The 20,118-nt window shown below is 71.2% G+C and carries 16 protein-coding genes; 7 read left to right on the top strand and 9 right to left on the bottom strand.

Annotated features, from left to right (window positions below; all coding sequences use genetic code 11):
* Both EFL95_RS19120 and EFL95_RS19115 read right to left on the bottom strand, forming a co-directional pair.
* Positions 1–404: Sir2 family NAD-dependent protein deacetylase (locus EFL95_RS19120; RefSeq protein ID WP_281272241.1), on the bottom strand; the 404-nt coding region annotated here is incomplete at its 3' end.
* Positions 405–449: 45 nt separating this feature from the next.
* The gene (locus EFL95_RS19115; RefSeq protein ID WP_123235704.1) at positions 450–1,682 is read right to left on the bottom strand and encodes an MFS transporter; all 1,233 of its coding nucleotides are present in this window, start codon (positions 1,680–1,682) and stop codon (positions 450–452) included.
* Positions 1,683–1,789: 107 nt separating this feature from the next.
* Between EFL95_RS19115 and EFL95_RS19110 the strand changes: the two genes are divergently transcribed.
* The gene (locus EFL95_RS19110; protein WP_123235703.1) at positions 1,790–2,113 is read left to right on the top strand and encodes an ArsR/SmtB family transcription factor; all 324 of its coding nucleotides are present in this window, start codon (positions 1,790–1,792) and stop codon (positions 2,111–2,113) included.
* Here the strand turns inward: EFL95_RS19110 and EFL95_RS19105 are convergent, their stop codons facing one another.
* The 5 genes from EFL95_RS19105 to wecB are packed head-to-tail and all read right to left on the bottom strand — an operon-like array spanning position 2,114 to position 11,039.
* Positions 2,114–4,306: a glycosyltransferase family 4 protein gene (locus EFL95_RS19105; RefSeq protein WP_123235702.1), complete on the bottom strand. Its 2,193-nt coding sequence runs from the start codon at positions 4,304–4,306 to the stop codon at positions 2,114–2,116.
* 3 nt (positions 4,307–4,309) lie between these two features.
* The gene (locus tag EFL95_RS19100; protein ID WP_123235701.1) at positions 4,310–6,082 is read right to left on the bottom strand and encodes a glycosyltransferase family A protein; all 1,773 of its coding nucleotides are present in this window, start codon (positions 6,080–6,082) and stop codon (positions 4,310–4,312) included.
* The gene (locus EFL95_RS19095; protein ID WP_123235700.1) at positions 6,082–8,211 is read right to left on the bottom strand and encodes an acyltransferase family protein; all 2,130 of its coding nucleotides are present in this window, start codon (positions 8,209–8,211) and stop codon (positions 6,082–6,084) included. Before EFL95_RS19095 ends, EFL95_RS19100 begins: the two co-directional genes overlap by 1 nt.
* Positions 8,212–9,960 carry a glycosyltransferase family protein gene (locus EFL95_RS19090; RefSeq protein ID WP_123235699.1) on the bottom strand — a complete coding sequence of 583 codons (1,749 nt, stop codon included), beginning with the start codon at positions 9,958–9,960 and terminating at the stop codon, positions 8,212–8,214.
* Positions 9,957–11,039 (bottom strand): non-hydrolyzing UDP-N-acetylglucosamine 2-epimerase, encoded by a 1,083-nt coding sequence (gene wecB / locus EFL95_RS19085; protein ID WP_183407272.1) that lies wholly within the window; start codon positions 11,037–11,039, stop codon positions 9,957–9,959. The genes EFL95_RS19090 and wecB overlap by 4 nt, the downstream gene beginning before the upstream one ends.
* A 202-nt stretch (positions 11,040–11,241) precedes the next feature.
* On the opposite strand from wecB, the gene EFL95_RS19080 reads away from it, so the two are divergent.
* Genes EFL95_RS19080 through EFL95_RS19060 form a run of 5 tightly spaced genes read left to right on the top strand, consistent with a single transcriptional unit; the run spans position 11,242 to position 16,977 of the window.
* Positions 11,242–12,753: a glycosyltransferase family 4 protein gene (locus tag EFL95_RS19080; RefSeq protein ID WP_221176512.1), complete on the top strand. Its 1,512-nt coding sequence runs from the start codon at positions 11,242–11,244 to the stop codon at positions 12,751–12,753.
* Positions 12,750–14,018 (top strand): nucleotide sugar dehydrogenase, encoded by a 1,269-nt coding sequence (locus EFL95_RS19075; RefSeq protein ID WP_123235697.1) that lies wholly within the window; start codon positions 12,750–12,752, stop codon positions 14,016–14,018. Before EFL95_RS19080 ends, EFL95_RS19075 begins: the two co-directional genes overlap by 4 nt.
* Positions 14,015–14,911, top strand: coding sequence for an ABC transporter permease (locus EFL95_RS19070; RefSeq protein WP_123235696.1), 897 nt, complete (start codon positions 14,015–14,017; stop codon positions 14,909–14,911). Before EFL95_RS19075 ends, EFL95_RS19070 begins: the two co-directional genes overlap by 4 nt.
* Entirely contained in the window at positions 14,904–15,866 is a 963-nt protein-coding gene (locus tag EFL95_RS19065) for an ABC transporter ATP-binding protein (protein ID WP_123235695.1), read from the top strand. Before EFL95_RS19070 ends, EFL95_RS19065 begins: the two co-directional genes overlap by 8 nt.
* A gap of 10 nt (positions 15,867–15,876) precedes the next feature.
* On the top strand, positions 15,877–16,977 hold the full coding sequence (locus tag EFL95_RS19060) for a glycosyltransferase (RefSeq protein ID WP_183407274.1): 1,101 nt from the start codon (positions 15,877–15,879) through the stop codon (positions 16,975–16,977).
* Here the strand turns inward: EFL95_RS19060 and EFL95_RS19055 are convergent, their stop codons facing one another.
* Complete coding sequence (locus EFL95_RS19055) at positions 16,978–17,409, bottom strand: hypothetical protein (RefSeq protein WP_123235693.1); 432 nt, start codon at positions 17,407–17,409, stop codon at positions 16,978–16,980.
* A 74-nt stretch (positions 17,410–17,483) separates the two neighbouring features.
* Here EFL95_RS19055 and murJ point away from each other — a divergent pair, with 74 nt between their 5' ends.
* Positions 17,484–19,118 (top strand): murein biosynthesis integral membrane protein MurJ, encoded by a 1,635-nt coding sequence (gene murJ, locus EFL95_RS19050; protein WP_123235692.1) that lies wholly within the window; start codon positions 17,484–17,486, stop codon positions 19,116–19,118.
* On the opposite strand, the gene EFL95_RS19045 is transcribed toward murJ, so the two are convergent.
* Positions 19,112–20,047, bottom strand: a complete 936-nt coding sequence (locus EFL95_RS19045) for a 1,4-dihydroxy-2-naphthoyl-CoA synthase (RefSeq protein ID WP_123235691.1) — start codon at positions 20,045–20,047, stop codon at positions 19,112–19,114. The two genes, murJ and EFL95_RS19045, sit on opposite strands and share 7 nt — an antisense overlap.
* Positions 20,048–20,118 lie beyond the last annotated feature (71 nt).

Below are 20,118 nucleotides of genomic sequence, written 5' to 3'. Positions count from 1 at the left end.
CAGCCCGGGCACGGAGGCTCGTCGGCGAGCGTCCGGTTCCAGTGGGTGCGCTGGTCGCACGCGGTGCACCACGCGGACAGCAGCTCGCCGTGCATGTGGTGCACCCGCCGCGAGCCCGCGCGCTCGTGCAGGTCGTCGATGTTCTGGGTGACCAGGAAGAGGTCCTCGCCGAGCACCTGCTCGAGCCGGGCCAGGGCGAGGTGCGCGGCGTTGGGCTGCACCCGGGCGAGCGACGCGCGACGGGCGTCGTAGAACCGCTGCACCAGCAGCCGGTTGGCGTCGAAGGCCTCGGGGGTGGCGACGTCCTCGACGCGGTGCCCCTCCCACAGCCCGTCCGGACCGCGGAAGGTCGGGACACCGCTCTCCGCCGAGATACCGGCACCGGTGAGCACGACGACCTTCACGAGCCGAAGGCTATCCCCGGCGGCAACCACCGCCGGGGACAGCGCTCACGCGAGCTGCGCGACCGGACGACGCGAGGCCACCCCGAGGACGCCGGCGGTGAGGCAGGCCAGCGCCACGCCCGCGGTGAACCACGGGAAGATCGTCGCCAGGCTCCACTGGGTCGCGGCCCAGCCGGCGAGGATCGTGGGCACGGCCATCGCGCTGTAGGCCAGCACGTAGTAAGCCGACATCACCTCGCCGCGCTGCCCGGCCGGGACGACGCTGCCCAGGTGGCGCAGCGAGCCGCCGAAGGCCAACCCGAAGGACAGTCCCATCAGCACCGCCGCACCCACCACGAGCGAGGCGTGGTGGCTGTTGATCGCCAGCCAGCTCAGCACCAGCGCCACGGCCGTGGCGAAGTCGCCGGTGATGGCCGCGGTCCGCGCCACCAGCCGCCCGCCGAACGCCTGGCTCACCGCAGCGGCCCCCGCCATTGCGGCGACCACCGAGCCGCCGAACACCAGGCTGTGGATGCCGGTCGAGACCCCGGCGAAGGTCGGGAACAGGGAGAGGTAGACGCCGAGGACCGACCAGGCCGCCATCACCCCGAGCACCGCGAACCGGAAGTCGTGCTTGATGTCCGCCGGCACGCCGGGACGCGAGAGCCGGATCGGCTCCGGGCTGCGCGCCTGGTGCGGCTCACCCATCAGGAGCAGGTTGAGCAGCAGGACCAGCACCACCAGTCCGATGACGGCGTACGGGGTAACGAGCGGGTCGGGGGCGTACTGCGCCAGCAGCGCGGCCGCCAGCACGGTGGTCGCGATCCCGACGTTGAACATGATCCCGGTGAGGTGTCCGGTGCGGGCGCCGTCGTGCGGCCGCAGGTCCAGCAGCGCAGCGCTGCCGACGACGACCGTGGTGCCGACCGCGGCACCGTGCAGCGCCCGGGCCACGAACAGCGCGGCGACACCGTGCGCGGTCATGAAGATGGCCAGGCCGACGATCATCGCGACGGCCGCACCGACCAGCAGCGGCTTGCGGCCGACCTTGTCCGAGACCTTGCCGGCGACCAGGACCGACCCGAGCGCGGCGAACGCGTAGACGGCGAACACCAGGGTCGTGGTCAGCGGGGCGAGGTGCCACTCGCGCTGGTAGATCCCGTACAGCGGGGCGGGCGCCCCGGAGACGCCGAGGGCCACGGCGAGCAGGGCGATCAGCAGTGGATAGGAGCCGACGAGCGGCGTACGGCCGACCAGGTCCTGCTGCGGAATCCTCACGGCTGTCGAGGTGTTGCTCATGATGTCTCCTGCTTGTAAGTTCGATCTACGTCGAACACCTGTAGGAGATCTAAGTTCGATGATCATCGAACTATTCCGCAACTGACTTATCCGTGAGGAGGCGCAGGATGTCTGTTGGATCACAGGAGACGTACGAGCTCCCCGCCGTGCTCCCGGTCGGCAGCGTCCAGGACGTGCTCGCTGCGCTGGCCGACCCGGTCCGCCTCGAGATGGTCCGGCGGATGTCGGCCGACGGAGGCCCGGTGGCCTGCGTCCGCCTGTACGACGGAATCGGCAAGTCCACCGCCAGCCACCACTTCAAGGTGCTGCGCGAGGCCGGCATCACCGAGCGCGTCGTGATCGACGGTCAGGTGCACCAGCAGCTGCGCGCGGACGAGCTCGAGGAAGCTCTGCCCGGCGTGGTCAGCGCCGTCGTCGCCGCGACGGGCTGATCAGCCGAGGATCTTCTCGTACTCCGCGCTCATGATGTCGACGAGCTTGCTCCAGTCGCGCTCGGCCAGGACCCAGGAACGCGCCCGCTCACCCATCGCTGCCCGCAGACCCGGGTCGTCGATGTAGCGCTCGATGACCCGAGCCAGGTCCGTGGACGAGCCCTTCTCGAAGACCAGGCCGGTGACCTCGTCGTTGACGATCTCGGTCAGCGCGGCCACCGAGGACACGATCACGGCCTTGCCCATCGCCAGCGACTCGAACGGCTTGATCGGTGAGATCAGCTCGCAGACCGGGAGCGGCAGCCGCGGGAACGGCGTGATGTCGAACAGCGAGAGGTAGCGGCTGACCTCCTCGTGCGGCACCCGACCGGTGAAGGTGAGCACGTCGCCGAGGCGGAGCCGCTCCGCGGTCGCCTGCACCACCGGCTGGTGCGGGCCGCTGCCCACGATGACCAGGTGGAAGTCGACGCTGCCGTCCGGACCGCGCCGTCGCTCACGGAGCTCGGCGACCGCCTCGAGCAGCAGCTCCAGGCCCTCGTAGTCGACCATGCCGCCGGCGTACCCGATGACGGTCTTGCCCTGGAGGCCGAGCTCGGCCTCCAGCTCGGCGTCGCGCTCGCGCGGCTGGAACAGGTTGGTGTGCACCCCGTTGGGCAGCACCACCAGCTTCTCCTCCGGAACCCCGCGCTCGGCCATCTCGCGCCGCAGCGCCTCGGTGATCACGAAGACCCGCTCCGCGCCCATGCACGAGGCCAGCTCGACGGTGTCGAGGAAGTGCTGCCGGTCGCTGGTGCGGAACTCCGGGTCGCGGGAGACCTTCATCAGGTCCTCCAGCCCGCGCATCTCGTAGACGTACGGGATGCCGAGCTTGGCCGCGGCCTGGCGGGTGGCCATGCCGTTGACGTGGAAGCTGGAGGACTGGAGCAGCGCGGGCCGGTGGCGGCGGGCGTGCTGCACGATGGCCTGCGCGTACCGGTCGACGTAGCCGGCCAACGGGTGCTGCGGGTACGGCCCGGGAGCGGTCTGCGCCAGGACGCGGTGGTACTTGATCCCGTCGACCTCGTCGAAGTCCTCGACCCGTCGCGGGTCGAGCATCGTCCACCGGTCGTACGGGAAGCCGAGTCGCGTCACGCCTTCGACGTCCCAGCCGTGGTTGGCCAGACCGGTCATGATGCCGTGAGTGCGGGTCGCGTAGCCGCCGGACATCCACGGCAGCGACTGGGCCAGCATCGCGAGCACGGCACGCGGCCGCGGCTCGTAGGCGGGCCGGGCGGCCGGCGTCGGGGCGTTCCAGCCCTCCCGCACGACCAACAGCTGGTCGGCGGCGTTGGCCCAGGTCTGCTGGGCGAAGCGGTCGTCGGGGTGACGCGCGAGGGCCTGGGCGGCGAGGCGCTGGGCCGGCTCGGTGTAGCCGGCGGTCAGGGCGCGGGACGCGGCCTTGCGCAGCTCCAGCGCTGCCTTGCGGCGTACCGGGATCGCGATCGCGTTGGCGGTGCGGCGCTCGGCGTAGTCGGCGAGCCGCGCCCACTCCCGGCGCTGGTCCAGGGCGCGGGCGACCACCGGCAAGGGGCGACGCAGGCGGTCGTCGACCGCTGCGACCAGGGCGTCGAGCTCGGCATCGGAGGCGGCGAGCAGCTCCAGCTCCGCGCGGGTCTCGTCGTGGAGCTCGGTGAGCTCCTCGGTGTCGCGGAACGTCTTCCAGCCCACCAGGTGGTCGCGGAACCGGTCCACGTCCGCCGGGGTGGCGCTGCGCAGCGCCTCGAAGGTGAGGACCGCCTGACGCTGCCGGCGCGGACGGGTGTCCACGAGCGCTGCCAGCGAGGCCGCGACCTCGTCCTGCTCACCCTGGGTGACCGCCAGCCGGTAGTGCACCAGCCGCGCGTCGAACGGGACCTTCGCAGCATCGCCGGCCACCGCGGCGCGAGCGGCCGTCAGCGCCGCCGTGTAGTCACCGGCACGCTCGTCGAGCTCGGCGAGCACCGCCAGGGCCAGCGGCGCCGACCGGTCGACGTGCGGCTTCAGGAGCCCGCGGGCCGGAGCGAGGTCCTTGCTGGCGATGAGGCGACGGGCCTCGGCGACCTGGGCGCGCTCGACCAGCCGTCGCCACCAGAGCGGGCCGCCGGCCGGCAGCTTGGCCGACGCGGTCGCCGCCTGTCGACGGATGACACGCTTCACCCGAAAGCGCAGGGACATCTCTCACACCTCCACATGCGACCGCGGGTCGCCGTAGAACGCCAGCCGACCCGAGGCGGTGAGGAACGTCGCGTCCTCCACCGTCCAGGTGTGCGCCGAGTTGTCCTCGCCGCGCACGCTGACGTAGTTGTACCGGTCAGCCGACCAGATCGAGACACCGGCGGCCATCGATCGGTCGAGGATGTCGGAGTCGACCGCGCGCGGAAGATCACCGAAACGAAGGTCGCGCACCACGTCGCCCTCGAAGAGCATCGAGCCGCCCTGGATGCGACGCACCCAGCGGTTCTCGAAGTCCGGGTAGCGCAGCACCACGGCACCGGTCGAGCGCAGCCACACGTAGTGACCCCACTTGCCGGCGATCCCGGCGCCCTGGGCACGCAGCGCGTCGACCAGGTCACCGAGGTAGTGGGTGCCGTAGTAGTTGTCGTCGTCCATCTTGGCGACGAGCTCGCCCGAGGAGGCGTCGATGCCCAGGTTCATGCACGCGCCGAGGGTGAGGTGGCTCGGAGCCGGGATCACCTGGAGCTCCGGTACGCCGGCGTCGCGGGCCCGCGACCGCAGGTCCGCCTCGTCGAGGTCGAGCCCGTGCAGCACGAGCACCAGCTCGACGGCGCGGTGCGACTGCCGGCCGATGTTCGCGAAGACGTTGTCCAGCTCGTGGGTGCGGTTGGTCGGGACGACAGCGGAGACCGTCGGCACCCGCGGCTCGGGCTCGGGTCGGCCGGCAGCACCGAGCAGGACCCCCGCGCGCTGCCCGAAGGTGTGCTGGGCGAGCACGGCCCGACGCTGCTGGAGCGCCTCGCGGTCGACGAGCTCGGGCTGGTGCAGGCGGGCGACGACCTCGGCGCGCATGCTGGCGGCCTCGATCGGGGCGGGCACGACCATGCCGGCGGGCTGCGGCAGACCGGCGACCGAGACCACCGGCGTCCCCGCAGCAGCGGCGGCGAGCATGTTCCAGGTGTCCGCCGGGGTGCGTCGCGGACCGTCGATGAGGACCGCGGCGCGGGTGATCGCGGCGACGGCGTCCGCGTGCTCGACGACGCGGGCAGTCTCCCCGAACGGCAGCGGCAGCACACCGCGCGGGTGCAGCGGGTGGTCGACCAGGAGCGCGTCGATCCGCTCGACCCACGGCTTCAGCCCGCCACCGATCAGGACCGCGACCGGGCCGGCCGAGGCCTGGTCGCTGGCGCCGGAGGAGAGGATCAGGCCGCGGGCACCCTCCGGGTGCGGCGTGTGGTCCTGGGGTGCACGGCGGGCCTCGGCGGCGGGTGCGAGCAGCTCCGCACCGGGGACCAGCTCCTGCCACTGCTCCAGGAGGTCCGCGACGAGAACGGTGTCGGCGACCTCCAGCAGCGGCGCGAGCAGCTCACGGGCCGGGCGGGCGCTCGGCGGCCTGCCGGCGGTGACCCAGAGGACCACCGGCACGTCGGCGGCACCGAGGGCCTCGACCAGCCGGACGGTCGCGGCGTCGGTCAGGTCGCCGAAGCCGGCGACGCGGTTGTCGATGAGCTCGACGAGCACCAGGTCCGCCCCGGTGACCGCGGGAGATCCGGGCGCGACGACGAGCTGGCGCCACTGGTCGGCGAACCCGGCGCGGAGCCGGTCCGAGGTGGCCATCGCCACGGTCAGGTCGCGCGCAGGCGTCACCGCCGGCGGAACCTCCCAGCTCTCCGGCTCCGAGGAGGTCGCCAGGTGCTGGATCCGGGTGCGGAGACGTCCGAGCCGGGCGCCCTTCGGCGCGCCCGTGCTCATCCCGCTGACCCCGTCCTTGGCCACTACCGAACCCCTGCCTTGCGTAGCTGGATGCCGAGCTGTTGCGACATCGTCTCGATGTAGGTCTTGGTGATGTGGGACCCCTGCCGGTAGATCATCACGTTTCCGATGACCGGAGGACAGGCGTTCTTGTACGCCGGCGGGCAGATGAACGACGTCATGTCGATGAACGGCACGTGCGCCTTCGCCGCCGCAGCCCTCTGCTCGTCCAGGCCGCTGAGGCGGATGCCCTTCGCCTTGTCGTAGGTGCACTTGGAGAAGTAGTTCTTCTGGTGCTGGGCGACACAGCTGTAGACCTGCATGCCGGTCTGCGGGGTGTCGCCGAGCGAGATCACCTTGATCCCCGCCTTCGCGAGCGTGTTCCAGGTGCTCGCGACCTGCTTCTCGAACGCCACCTTGCTCGTCTGCGGCTTGCCGTCCTTTGTGCCGATGATCCCGCGGCCCTTCTGGCTCACGGTCACGACGTAGTCGGGCTTGGACTTCGTGGTGAGGTCCTTGATGACGTTGTCGGTCCACGTCCGGCACTGGGTGTAGGGCTTGCCCGCGTTGGTGATCGTGATCGTCGCGAAGGAGCACGCCGACTTGGTGTAGGTGAGGATCTGCCAGTGGTTGATCCGGGCGAGCGCCTGGAACGCCGGCACCCACTGGGCTGCCTTCGAGTCGCCGACCACCGCGATCGTCGTGCGTGCGTTCGCGGAGCCGTAGCGGCACACCTTCGGCTTGGTCGTCGGGACGTCCACCTGGCACCCGGAGTTGTAGAGGGCCGGGATGTCGTCGACGGCCTTCAGCGGGTTGGGGTAGATCGCCGGGTAGTCCTCGTCACCCGGCAGCTGCCCTGAGGGGATCGTGGTGCCCGCGGCCGTCTGGCCGAGGATGGCCGCTCCCGGGGTCGTGGCGACGTCGCGGGTGGCCGAGGCGGCCTGGGAGAACCCGGCGATGAGCAGCAGACCCGCGGCGGCTCCGATCAGGCTCGCGTTCAGGCCGACGCTGTAGGCGGCACGCTTGCTGCCGGAGATCCACGTCGAGTAGCGCAGCGGGTTCTCGATGAACCGGTAGGTCAGGTACGCCGGGACGATGGTGCCGACGACGATCGCGAGCCCGACCTTGGTGGAGAGGTGGGTCGTGCCGTAGTGGTCCTGGGCCACGATGATCAGCGGCCAGTGCCACAGGTACATGGAGTAGCTGATGTGCCCGAGGAACAGCATCGGCCGGGTGCCGAGCAGCGAGACCGGACCCGTCGGTCCGGCGGCGACGCCGCCGGCGATGAGCAGGCCGGCTCCCAGGGTCGGCACCACCGCGGCCGAACCGGGCCAGGCCATCGTGTCGTTGTAGAACACGCCGCTGCCGAGCAGCATCACCAGGCCGGTCCACGAGATCAGCCAGCCGATCCGCGCGGGCATCTTGTTCAGCTTCGAGGCGAGCAGCGCCGCGAACCCGCCGATCGCGAACTCCCACATCCGGACCCCGGTGTCGAAGTAGGCCCGGGCCGGGTCGTGGTGGGTCATGTAGAGGCAGTAGATGAACGACGGCACCGCGATCACCGCGAGTCCGGCGACCAGGCTCACGCTCCTCTTCACCGCGTAGCGGCGGCCGAACCAGAGCGCGATCAGGATCAGCAGCGGCCAGACCAGGTAGAACTGCTCCTCGATCGCCAGCGACCAGAAGTGCTGCACGATCGACGGCGGCTCGTCCTCGGCCAGGTAGTTCACCGAGCGCCCGATGAGGTGCCAGTTGATGAAGTAGAACGCCGAGGAGACGATGTCGCCGCCCGAGTTCTCCCAGCGGACCTTCGGCAGGAACTGCCAGGTCATGAACGCCGACGCGGCCAGCACCACCGACGCGGCGGGCAGCAGTCGCTTCGCCCGGCGGGCGTAGAAGCCGAGCAGGGAGACGTGGCCCTCGCGCTTGACCTCCTTGAACAGCTGCCGGGTGATGACGAAGCCGGAGATGACGAAGAAGATGTCCACGCCCACGAATCCGCCGCCGAAGAGCCCGAAACCGACGTGGTAGAAGATCACCAGCAGGACGGCGACGGCGCGCAGCCCGTCGACGTCGTTGCGGATCCCGTGGTCGAGCGCCTTGGGCGGGCTCGTGATCGGCGCGGGTGCTGTGTGTTGGACGTTGCTGGCCACTCAGACCTCCGCGAGGGCATAGGGGTTCGTGGTGTCGACCAGCTGCGAGGACCGGGTCTTGATCTCGTCGTCGCTGATGGTCCAGGTGTGGCTCTCGGGGTCCGAACGGCGCACCGAGACGAAGTTGAAGCGGTCCGCGGCGTAGACCGTGCGGCCGGACTCGATGACGCGCGCCAGGAACGTGGTGTCGACGCGGCGAGGCAGGTCGTCGAAGCGGAGCTCCGCGGCGAGCGCACGACGCATCAGCAGGGTGCCGCCCTGCACCTGCGGGACGTAGCGGTGCTCGGCGTGCCCGAACCGCAGCAGCGTCTCGCCGGTGGACTCCAGGAGCACGTAGTGCGCCCACTTGCCGACCACGTCGGCGCGGGAGAACTCCAGCGCCCGCACCAGGTCGGTCAGGTAGTGCTCGCCGTAGAAGTTGTCGTCGTCCATCTTGGTGACCAGGTCACCACCGGCGGCGTCGATGCCGAGGTTGAGGATCGCGCCCAGGGTGAGCGCGGCATCGGCGTTCACCAGCACGACGTCGGTGACACCGGCTGCCGCGGCGCGCCCCCGCAGCTCGGCCTCGTCGAGGACGAAGCCGTGGGTGACCAGGACCAGCTCGATCCGGGGGTGCGACTGCCGGGCGATGTACGCCAGGACGTGGTCGACCTGCTCGGGGCGGACCGTCGGCACGATCGCGCTCACCGACGGCTCGGGCTTCTCGCCGGCGCCGAGACCGACGGCGGCGAGCACCTTCTGGACGCGGTGGGCGTAGAGGTGCTCGTCGAAGACCCGGCGGTGCGCGCGCAGCGCCTGGCCGTCGCGTCCGGCGTCGTCACCGAGCAGGCGCACCAGCGCAGCCTCGGTCTGCTCGGCGTTCTCGACCACCGTGACGGTGTCGCCGAAGAACGGCTCGATGCTGGCGGCCGGCGCGGAGATGATCGCGGTCTGCGCGGCGGAGAGCTCGAAGAGTCGACGCGAGCACATGCTCACGCTCTCGGTGACCGAGTTGACGTTGAGGAACACCTTGTACGCCGTGTAGGCGGCCAACATCTTCTCGTACGGCAGCGAGCCGACGACGTGCTGGCGGTAGGGCTTCGGGAAGCGGTGCCGCTTGTCCCCGGTCATCCGAGACCAGATGTGCAGCCCGTGGTCGAGGGCGGGGCGCAGCACGTACTCCATCTGGGCGCGGCGCTGCGGGTGCTTGTGCGCGAACCAGGTCCCGGCGAACGCCACGTCGTACGGGCGGGCCGGCATCCGGCGGATCGGGTGCCGGACCGGATTGTGCAGCGCCGGCTGCGCGGCGAACGGCAGCAGCGCGATCCGGTCGTGGCCCAGGTCGCGCCGGTAGACCTCGATCCGGTCGGCGTCGACGGTGAAGACCTGGTCGAAGAGGCGCGCGGTCTCGATGAACTTGTCGTAGTTCGGCGGGTCCTCCTTGTTCCAGAAGACCGTCGGGATGCCCTCCGCGCGGCACCAGGCAACCAGCGCGGTCAGCTCGGGGCTGGGCTTGTCGAACTCAGTCATGTGCAGGCGCCAGCGCCCGTCGTTGCCGTTCCACGCTGACTCCACGAAGAGCAGCTGCGGTCGGTTCACCTCGAGGACCTGGCGCCAGTCCTGCGGGCCGAACGTGACCTGGTCCCACTCGTAGCGGAACGCCAGCTCGGAGAACGGGTCCAGGATCACCGCGACCTTGACGTCAGGTCGCGCGGGATCCGGCTGTGGTGGTGTGAAGGAGCCCAGCCGCGGTCGGCGGCGAAGGATCATGCGTAGGCCCCGACCAGCACCTCGGCGATGCGGGGACCGGCCTGGCCGTCCCAGAGCGGCGGAACCTTGTGGGTGGAGCGGTCGGCGGCCAGCGCGATGCCGACCTGGCGCGGCAGGTCCTCACGGGTGACCAGGCGGTTGGTGCCGTGGGTGATGGTGACCGGGCGCTCGGTGTTGGGGCGCAGGGTCAGGCACGGGACGCCGAGGACGGTGGTCTCCTCCTGGACGCCGCCGGAGTCGGTGATGACGACGTCGGCGCCGCGGACCAGGCCGAGGAACTCGACGTAGCCGAGCGGGTCGCAGACCAGGATGCCCGGGTGCTTGAAGAGCCCGGCCTCCTCCAGGGTGGCCCGGCCTCGCGGGTGCAGCGGCAGCACGACCTGGACCTGGTCCGCCGCGGCGTGCAGCGTGGCGACGAGCGCCTGGGCGTCCGGGCCGGCGTCGACGTTGGCCGGGCGGTGCAGCGTGGCGACGGCGTAGCGGCCCTCGAGCTGGTGGGCGGCACGGGCCGCGTCCACGTCGAAGGCGTCGAGGTGCGCGAGCAGGGTGTCGATCATCGGGTTGCCGACCAGGTGGATCCGCTCGGGGGCGACACCCTCGTTGCCGAGGTGCGCGACGGCGTCGGCGCTGGTGCACAGCAGCACGTCGGAGAGCCGGTCGGTGACCAGCCGGTTGACCTCTTCGGGCATGGTCGGGTCGAAGCTGCGCAGGCCGGCCTCGACGTGCGCGAGCGGGATCTGCAGCTTGGCGGCGACCAGGGCGGCCGCGACGGTCGAGTTCACGTCGCCGTAGACGACGACCACGTCGGGACGCTCCTCGAGGAAGAGGTTCTCCAGGCCGACCATCACCGCGGCGGTCTGCGCGGCGTGCGTGCCGGAACCGACCCCGAGGTTCACGTCCGGCTCGGGCAGGCCGAGCTGGCGGAAGAAGACGTCGGACATCTTCTCGTCGTAGTGCTGGCCGGTGTGCACCAGGCGCTGGCGCACCTCTCCGCCGCCGAGTCGTGCGATCGCGTCGATGACGGGTGCGGCCTTCGGGAAGTTCGGGCGCGCGCCAGTGATGTGGACAACGAGGGACATGCAAGGACCTCTTCGGGACATGGGGCGAAACGTGTCGTTCGTAGGATGACAGGCAGCGCCGAGCGCGCGCGACTCCCGTGCCATACTGCCCCGGGAGCGGGGCAAACGACGCATCGGCACCGGGCCGCTCCCCCGGGGATGTCGTCCATCTCACACGTGCAGCCGTGCTGGCGGCGCCGCGAGGGAAAGCGAGGCGACGGCGATGGTGCACCACCCCGTCCGCGCCCTGCGCAACGGGCCCGCCGCCGCCACCGTCGCCACCCGGCACCTGCTCCGCAGCACCGGTCACGTCACCGGGGTCCCGCAGCCGTGGCTGCGCAGGCCCGCGTACCAGGACGCGCTCGCGGCGTACCGCGCCGGCGACCTGCGCCGGGCCCTGGAGCTCGCCCGCTCCGCCGGTGCGACGGGGCGCCTGCTCGCCCGCCTGGTGGCCGGCGAGATCGCCCTCCTCGAGGAGCCGGCGCCCGGCGCGCCGACCCGCCCCGCCGCAGCACCGGACGGCCCCGACCGGGTGCTGCACCTGGTCACCAACGCCCTGCCGGAGACCGTGGCCGGTTACACCGTGCGCACCCAGGGCATCGCCGCGGCCCAGCTCGCCGCGGGCCACGACGTGCACGTGCTCAGCCGCCTCGGCTTCCCGGTCAACCGCGGCCGGCTGGAGGCAGCCCGTACGGCGACCGTCGACGGCGTGCCGTACCACCGCTCGGTCCCGCTGCGCCTGCCGCTGCGGGCCGACGTCGCGCTGCGGTCCGACGTCGAGCACGCCTCCCGGCTGGTGCGCCGCCTGCAACCGACCGTGCTGCACGCGCACAGCAATCACGTGAACGCCCAGGTGGGACTCGCGCTGCGGCACCGGTTCGGCATCCCGCTGGTCTACGAGGTCCGGGGATTCCTGGAGGAGACCTGGCTCAGCCGCACCGGCGGTTCGCCGGAGAGCGACTTCTACCGGTTGACCCGGCAGGCCGAGACGCGCGCGATGCAGGCGGCCGACGCGGTGGTGACGCTGAGCGAGTCGATGCGCGAGGCGATCATCGGACGCGGGGTACCCGCGGAGCGGGTGCACCTGGTGCCGAACTGCGTCGACAGCTCCTGGCTGGACGCCCCGGCGGTCGACCCGGACCTCGCAGGCCCGTTCACCGTCGGTCTGGGCAGCACGCTGAACGCCTACGAGGGTGTCGACGTCCTGATCGAGGCGGTGGCGCTGCTCCGTGAGCAGGACACCGACGTCCGGCTGGTCGTCCTCGGCAGCGGGCCGGCAGCAGCCGACCTCGCCGAGCTCGCCCGGAGCCGCGGACTCGGCGACGCCGCCCGGTTCACCGGCCGGGTCGGACGCGACGAGCTGATGGCGGCGTACCGGGGGCTCGACGTGTTCTGCCTGCCCCGGAGGGACCTGCCCGTGACGCGCCTGGTCCCGCCGATCAAGCCCGTCGAGGCGATGGCGATGGGGATCCCGGTGGTGGCCTCCGACCTGCCGCCGCTGCGCGAGCTCCTCGTCGGCGGGGGCGCCGAGGACCGCGGCCTGCTGGTGCGCCCCGACGACCCGGAGGCGCTCGCCGCGGCTGTGAGCACGCTCACGGACGCCGCGCTGAGGCGTCGGCTCGGTTATGCCGGACGGCACTGGGTGCGGGAGACTCGCTCCTGGGCTGCAGCCGCGACGACGTACGACGCGATCTACCATGAACTGCACCTGGCGCACCGAGGAGAGACAGCATGACCGCAGCATCGACCGACCTGGTCGTCATCGGACTGGGCTACGTGGGCCTGCCGCTGGCGAAGGAGGCCACCACGGCCGGACTGAAGGTCGTCGGACTCGACGTCACCACTGCGATCGTCGACGGGCTGAACTCCGGCCGGTCCCACGTCGACGACCTGAGTGACGGCGACATCGCCGCGATGGTCGGCGCCGGGTTCACGGCCACCACCGACGCGAGCGTCATCGCCGACGCCGACACCGTGGTCATCTGCGTGCCGACGCCGCTCGGCGAGGCCGGCGGACCCGACCTGGGCGCCGTGAAGTCCGCGGTCACCGCGATCGGCGCCCACCTGCGTGCCGGCCAGCTCGTCGTCCTCGAGTCGACCACCTACCCGGGCACCACCGAGGAGGTCGTCAAGCCGATGCTCGAGGAGGCCTCCGGTCTGGCCGCGGGCACCGACTTCCACCTCGCCTTCTCCCCCGAGCGCATCGACCCCGGCAACCCGACCTGGGGTCTGGCCAACACCCCGAAGGTGGTCGGCGGCCTGGACGCCGACTCGACCGCCCGGGCGGCCAACTTCTACGGCAAGTTCGTCACCACCGTCGTGCAGGCGACCGGTGCCAAGGAGGCCGAGACCGCGAAGCTGCTGGAGAACACCTACCGGCACATCAACATCGCCCTGGTCAACGAGATGGCGCGGTTCTGCCACGAGCTCGACATCGACCTGTGGGACGTCATCCGCTGCGCGAGCACCAAGCCGTTCGGCTTCCAGGCGTTCTACCCGGGTCCCGGCGTCGGCGGTCACTGCATCCCGATCGACCCGAACTACCTCTCCCACAACGTGCGCGCGAAGCTCGGCTACCCGTTCCGCTTCGTGGAGCTCGCCGAGGAGATCAACGCGACCATGCCGGCGTACGTCGCGCACCGGGCGCAGAACCTCCTCAACGACCACAGCAAGGCGATCCGCGGCGCGTCGGTGCTCATGCTCGGCGTGACCTACAAGCCCGACATCGCCGACCAGCGCGAGTCGCCAGCCGTTCCGCTGGCCCGCCAGCTGGAGCAGCTCGGCGCGGTGATCAGCTACCACGACCCGCACGTGCTCGACTGGCGCCCGGGCGTCCCGGTCACCCGGGCCGAGGACCTCGACGCAGCGCTGGCCGCGGCCGACCTGGTGATCCTGGTGCAGGCGCACACCGCCTACGCGCCGGCCGACCTGGCGAGCAAGTCCCAGCTGTTCTTCGACACCCGCGGCGCGACCGCGGGAACGCAGGCACATCGGCTGTGAGCACCACGACCCCGTCCGCGGACCCGGCAGGCGTCTACGCGCCGGGTGAGCTCTCGGCCTACGCGGCCGAGCACGGGCTCACCCCCGTCGGCGTCCGGCCGCCGCTCAAGGTCTACCTCCAGCAGACCTGGCAGCGCCGGCACTTCATCGTGTCGCTGGCGGCGTCGAAGGCCTACATCCGCAACCAGGGCGGCTACCTCGGCCAGCTCTGGGCGATCATCACCCCGGCGCTGTGGGCGTGCGTCTACCTGCTGATCTTCGGCGTGCTGCTCAACACCAGCCGCGGCATCCACAACTTCGTGGGCTTCCTGGTGGTCGGCGTCTTCCTGTACCACTTCTCCACGGCCTGCATCTCCCAGGGCGCCAAGTCGATCAGCATGAACCAGGAGCTGATCGGGTCGCTGCAGTTCCCGCGTGCGGTGCTGCCGGCGGCGACGGTGCTCGCCGAGCTGTTCACCCTGATCCCGGCGATCTTCGTGATGATCGTGGTGGTGATCGGCTCGGGTGAGCACTTCCAGGCCAGCTGGCTGCTGCTCCCGTTCGCCGTCATCCTGCAGTGGATCTTCGGCACCGGGTTCGCGTTCTTCTTCGCCCGGATGGTCGTCCAGTTCCGCGACTTCGGCCGCCTGGTGCCGTTCGTGCTGCGCGCCCTGATGTACACCTCGGGCGTGTTCTTCTCGATCAGCCACTACGTCGGGAACCACGTCACGATCGGCAACGTGCTCAGCCACCAGCCGATCGCGATCTACCTCGAGCTGGGCCGCGGCGCCCTGCTGGAGGAGACGCAGGTGACCCTCGACGCCTGGCTCTGGGGATTCGGCTGGGCCTTCGGCACGCTGGCCCTGGGGTTCATCTTCTTCTGGCGCGCGGAGGAGAAGTACGCCCGTGGCTGACTCCACCCGCCCCGCGCTCGTCGTCGACGACGTCCACATCCACTACCGGACCTTCGGTGGTCGCCGCCTCAACGCCACCTCCAAGTGGGCCAACCTGCGGCGCCACGTCGGTGCCGTCGACGTGGTCAAGGCCGTCCGCGGTGTCTCGTTCGTCGCCCACCACGGCGAGTCGATCGGCATCATCGGCCACAACGGTTCCGGCAAGAGCACGCTGCTGCGTGCCCTCGCCGGATCGCTCCCGCCGACCAAGGGCAGCATCTGGACCGACGGCACCGCCTCGCTCCTCGGCGTCAACGCCGCGCTGATCAAGGACATGACCGGCGAGCGCAACGTCATCCTCGGCGGTCTTGCCCTCGGCCTGTCCCCGGCCGAGGTCCGGGCGCGTTACGACGAGACCGTCGAGCTGGCCGGGATCGGCGAGTTCATGCACCTGCCGATGCGCGCCTACTCCTCGGGGATGAGCGCGCGGCTCCGGTTCGCGATCTCGACCGCCTCGCGCCCCGACATCCTGCTCATCGACGAAGCGCTGGCGACCGGCGACGTCGACTTCCGCCAGCGCAGTCGGCAGCGCGTCGACGAGATCGTCGAGCACGCCGGCACGGTGCTGCTGGTCAGCCACTCGATGTCGACGATCCGGGGCATGTGCGACCGGGTCATCTGGATCAACAAGGGTCTGATCGAGATGGACGGGCCGACCGACGACGTGCTCGACGAGTACGCCGAGCGGACGGGCATCCCCACGGCGCGGAACCTCTCGTCCCGGCGCTTCGACACCGACGACGACGATGACCTCCCGGCGCGGAAGGTGCGACCCGGCGGTGCCGCCGCGGCAGCCGCGGCGGCCGAGACCGCCGAGGCACCGATCGAGCCGGCCGAGCCCGGCACCGATCCCGCCCCCCAGCCTCCCTCGCAGCAGGCCACCACCGACTCGAACGCGTCGCAGTCCGCTCTGTGAGGTCGGCTCGGTGAACCGTGCACTCGTGGTGACGGTCGTGCACCACCCCGAGGACGCCCGGATCCGCAAGCGCGAGATCGAGGCGCTCCTCACGGCCGGGTGGCAGGTCACCTACGCGGCACCGTTCACCGGCTACGGCATCGAGCAGGTCGCCGCCCCGGGACTGACCACGGTCGACCTGCCGAGGGCCCAGGGCCGGCGGAGGCTCAAGGCGATCCGGGCGGCGCGGGCGCTGCTGCGCGACCGCGCGGTCGACGCCGACGTGGTCCTGCTCCACGACCCCGAGCTGCTGCTCTCGACCCGCGGGCTGAAGCTCCCGCCGGTGGTCTGGGACGTGCACGAGGACACCGCGGCCGCCGTCGGCATGAAGCCGTGGCTGCCGACCTGGTTGGCCCGCCCGGCAGCCGCCTGCATCCGCGGCGTGGAGAAGTACGCCGAACGCCGGGTGCACCTGATGCTCGCCGAGGAGGGCTACCGGTCCCGGTTCACCGGCACCCACCCGGTCGTCCCGAACACCACCGTCGTGCCGCCGCAGGCGACGCCGCCGGACGAGCCGCGGGTGGTCTACGTCGGCCACCTGACCGGGCCGCGGGGTGCTGCGGAGCTGATCGCGACCGGCGCCCTGCTCCACGAGCGGACCTCAGGTCGGATCCGGCTCCAGCTGGTCGGCCCCGCGGACACCGCCTCGGCCGCGCTGCTCGCCGACGCACCGGAGGGTGTCGAGTGGCTGGGGTTCCGCCCGTACGGCGAGGCGATGGCGGTCCTCGACGGTGCGCTGGCGGGGCTGTCCCTGCTGCACGACCAGCCGAACTACCGGGTCTCGCTGCCGACCAAGGTGGCCGAGTACCTCGCTCACGGCGTCCCGGCGATCACCACGGCACTCCCGGCGGCGGCTGCCCTCGTCGAAGGCGCCGCCGCCGGCGTCGTGATCCCGTTCCAGGACGACCGGGCCGATCCGGCTACGGTCGTGGACGCGGTCCTGCACCTGGACGCTCACCCCGAGGAACGGCGGGCGATGGGAGCGCGTGGTCATGCCTACGCACGTGAGCACCTCGACTGGACCCGCCTGTCGAAGGACTTCGTCGACTACCTCGACTCGCTGGTCGGCTAGCTACCGCGGTTCGTAGTCCTTGTAGGCGGTGCACGAGTCGCCGACGCACAGCCGCACCGACCACGCCTGGACCGACCCGGTGGCGCCGGTCGCCGTGTCGGTGTCGCTGAAGCTGATCGCCGTCCGCGTCGCGTTCCCGCAGGCCTTGTAGGTCTGCGTCGAGTCCGGCGCGAACGCGACCCGGGTGTGCACCTCGACACGCGCGCAGGAGCCGTCCGCCTTGTTGTCCCCGACCTGGCCGGAGAGCTTGAACCAGGCATCACCCGAGCTGTTCTCGCCGCTGGACCACTGGCCGTAGCCGCAGCCTCCGGTCATCGTCTGGTGGTAGTTCCACACCCCCGCGGGACAGGCGACCACGGCCTGGGCCGGCCCGGGCGTCATCACCGCCAGTCCCGCACCCACCAGGAGGGTCGTCGCGAACGCTGCAGCCATGCTCTTTCTCGTCATGGCAGCCTCACGGGCGTTCTTCCCTGGTCTTACGCGGTCTTCCTCGTTATCCTCCTCGGGTGACGGTCGAGCGCGAGGCCCGGGCCGGTGTCCGGATGGCTCTCGCGACAACCGCGGCACGCCTCACCGGGTACGGGCGGTCGATCCTGCTCGTCGCCGCTCTGGGCAACGGGCTGCACGCCGACGTGTTCGCGATCGCGAACACGATCCCCAACCTGCTGGTCGTGCTGCTCGGGGCCGGCGTCGTCAACGCCGTGCTTGTCCCGCAGCTCGTCCGTGCGCACCGCAGCGGTGACGGACCGGAGTACGTCAACCAGGTCATCACCCTGTTCGGTGCGGTCCTGCTGGCCGCGACGGTCGCGGTCACCCTCGCCGCTCCGCTGGTGCTGCGCGCCTTCGTGACCACCGCACTGACCCGGCCCGAGCTCGCGGACCAGTACCGCTCGGCAGTCGCCCTCGCCTTCTGCTGCCTGCCGCAGATCTTCTTCTACGGGGTCTTCGCGCTGCTCGGCCAGATCCTGAACTCGCGCGGTGTCTTCGGGCCGATGATGTGGGCGCCGGTGCTGAACAACCTCGTCGCGATCGGCGTCCTCGCGACCTACCTCGGCACCTTCGGCACGAGCACCACCCGCTGCGGCGGGTACAGCGACGGGCAGGTGCTGCTGCTCGGACTCGGCACCACCCTCGGCGTCGTCGTCCAGTGCGCGGCCCTCGTCCCGTACCTGCGCCGGGCCGGGATCCACTACCGGCCCACGCTGCGGCTGCTGTCGCCCCGGATGCGCACCACCCTGCGACTCGGCGGCTGGACCATCGCCGTCGTGCTGACGAACCAGGTCGTCTACGCCGGCATCGTGCGGCTGGCCACCAGCGGGACCGCCGGCGCCGGCTGCGCCGGCGGATCAGCCGGCACCGGGTACACGATCTACTCCTCCGCCTACCTGCTCATCATGGCGCCGCACGCGGTCGTCACCGTCTCGCTGATGACGGCCAGCCTGCCCGGGCTCGCACTGCTGGCGTCGAGCGATGACCGGCACGAGCTGGCCGCACGACTGACGTCCGCACTGCGGCTGGTGATGCTGGCGATCGTGCCGGTCTCGGTGCTGCTCGCCCTGCTCTCGCCCTCGGTCGCCGACCTCGTCTGGGGCTACGGGACCGGCACCGGGTCCTCGCAGCTGTTCGCCCCGACCCTGGCCTGCTTCGCCGTTGCGCTGCTGTTCTTCACCGCCCACTACGTCGCGCTGCGCGGTCTCTACGCGCTCGAGGCCAACCGGGTCATCCTCGGCATCCAGGCGGTGATCGGCGTGGTCGACCTCGGCCTCGCGGTCGTCCTCGTCGGCGCCACCGATCGGGCCCTGACCGCGCCCGCGCTCGCCACCGCGTACGCGGTCGCCTACGCCGTGGGATCGGCACTCTCGTGGTCGGCGCTGCGTCGCCGGCTCGGCGTCGGGAGCGCCCGCCCGGCAGCAGGCACGCTCACCCGGATCGGGCTGAGCGCGGCCCTGGCCGCGATCATCTGCCTGCTCGCGGTTCGCCTGACGACCGGGCAGTGGGTGCTGTCACCGACCTCGAAGGCAGACGCCTTGCTCCTGACCGCCGCCGAGGTGGCCGTCTTCGGCAGCGTGTTCCTGGCGGCGGCGAGGACTCTCCGGGTACCCGAGCTGCGGGTACTCGCGACAGCGCTGCGCCGTCAGTAGTACCAGGGGTACGGCGACCAGTCCGGCTCGCGCTTCTCCAGGAACTGGTCGCGGCCCTCCTGCGCCTCGTCGGTCATGTAGGCCAGGCGGGTGGTCTCGCCGGCGAAGAGCTGCTGGCCGACCAGGCCGTCGTCGATCAGGTTGAACGAGTACTTCAGCATCCGTTGGGCGGTGGGGCTCTTGCCGTTGATCAGGCGACCCCACTCCAGCGCCGTCTTCTCGAGCTCCGCGTGCGGGACCGCCTTGTTGACGGTGCCCATCCGGACGCCGTCCTCGGCCGAGTACTCCTGGGCCAGGAAGAAGATCTCGCGCGCGAACTTCTGACCGACCTGACGCGCCAGGTACGCCGACCCGAACCCGCCGTCGAAGGAACCGACGTCGGCATCGGTCTGCTTGAACCGACCGTGCTCGGCGCTGGCCAGGGTCAGGTCGCTGACCACGTGCAGCGAGTGCCCGCCGCCAGCCGCCCAGCCGTTCACGACGGAGATCACGATCTTCGGCATGAACCGGATCAGCCGCTGGCACTCCAGGATGTGCAGCCGGGCCAGCCGGGCGGCGTCGATGGGGTTCGGTGGCGCACCCTCGTCGTCGTGCCCGGCGGTCTCGTACTGGTACCCGGCCTTGCCGCGAATCCGCTGGTCGCCACCGGTGCAGAACGCGTGCTTGCCGTTCTTGGTGCTCGGCCCGTTGCCGGTGAGCAGCACGCAGCCGACGTCGGCGGAGGTGCGGGCGTGCTCGAGGGTGCGCAGCAGCTCGTCGACGGTGTGCGGGCGGAACGCGTTGAGGACGTCCGGACGGTCGAACGCGATCCGCACGGTGCCGTGCGCCTTCGCCCGGTGGTAGGTCAGGTCGGTCAGGTCCTCGAAGCCGGGGACGTCGTCCCAGTCGGCCGGGTCGAAGATGTCGCTGACTCCGTCGATCGCGCTCATGACCGGAATCTATCGGGGCGGGTTTCGACCGGCTCACCCAGCACGGGCCGGGAATGGGAGCGGGTCCGCGG

The sequence above is a fragment of the Nocardioides marmorisolisilvae genome (genome assembly GCF_003725775.1).
Lineage (GTDB): Bacteria > Actinomycetota > Actinomycetes > Propionibacteriales > Nocardioidaceae > Marmoricola > Marmoricola marmorisolisilvae.
Note: the sequence above shows the minus strand (reverse complement) of the source record. Positions and strands in the feature narration are given on the sequence as shown.

Excerpts from the sequence above, each read along its gene's own strand:
- EFL95_RS19115 (WP_123235704.1), bottom strand. The coding sequence starts at position 1,682 with ATGAGCAACACCTCGACAGCCGTGAGGATTCCGCAGCAGGACCTGGTC.
- EFL95_RS19110 (WP_123235703.1), top strand. The coding sequence starts at position 1,790 with ATGTCTGTTGGATCACAGGAGACGTACGAGCTCCCCGCCGTGCTCCCG.
- EFL95_RS19105 (WP_123235702.1), bottom strand. The coding sequence starts at position 4,306 with ATGTCCCTGCGCTTTCGGGTGAAGCGTGTCATCCGTCGACAGGCGGCG.
- EFL95_RS19090 (WP_123235699.1), bottom strand. The coding sequence starts at position 9,960 with ATGATCCTTCGCCGCCGACCGCGGCTGGGCTCCTTCACACCACCACAG.
- wecB (WP_183407272.1), bottom strand. The coding sequence starts at position 11,039 with ATGTCCCTCGTTGTCCACATCACTGGCGCGCGCCCGAACTTCCCGAAG.
- EFL95_RS19080 (WP_221176512.1), top strand. The coding sequence starts at position 11,242 with ATGGTGCACCACCCCGTCCGCGCCCTGCGCAACGGGCCCGCCGCCGCC.
- EFL95_RS19075 (WP_123235697.1), top strand. The coding sequence starts at position 12,750 with ATGACCGCAGCATCGACCGACCTGGTCGTCATCGGACTGGGCTACGTG.
- EFL95_RS19055 (WP_123235693.1), bottom strand. The coding sequence starts at position 17,409 with ATGGCTGCAGCGTTCGCGACGACCCTCCTGGTGGGTGCGGGACTGGCG.
- EFL95_RS19045 (WP_123235691.1), bottom strand. The coding sequence starts at position 20,047 with ATGAGCGCGATCGACGGAGTCAGCGACATCTTCGACCCGGCCGACTGG.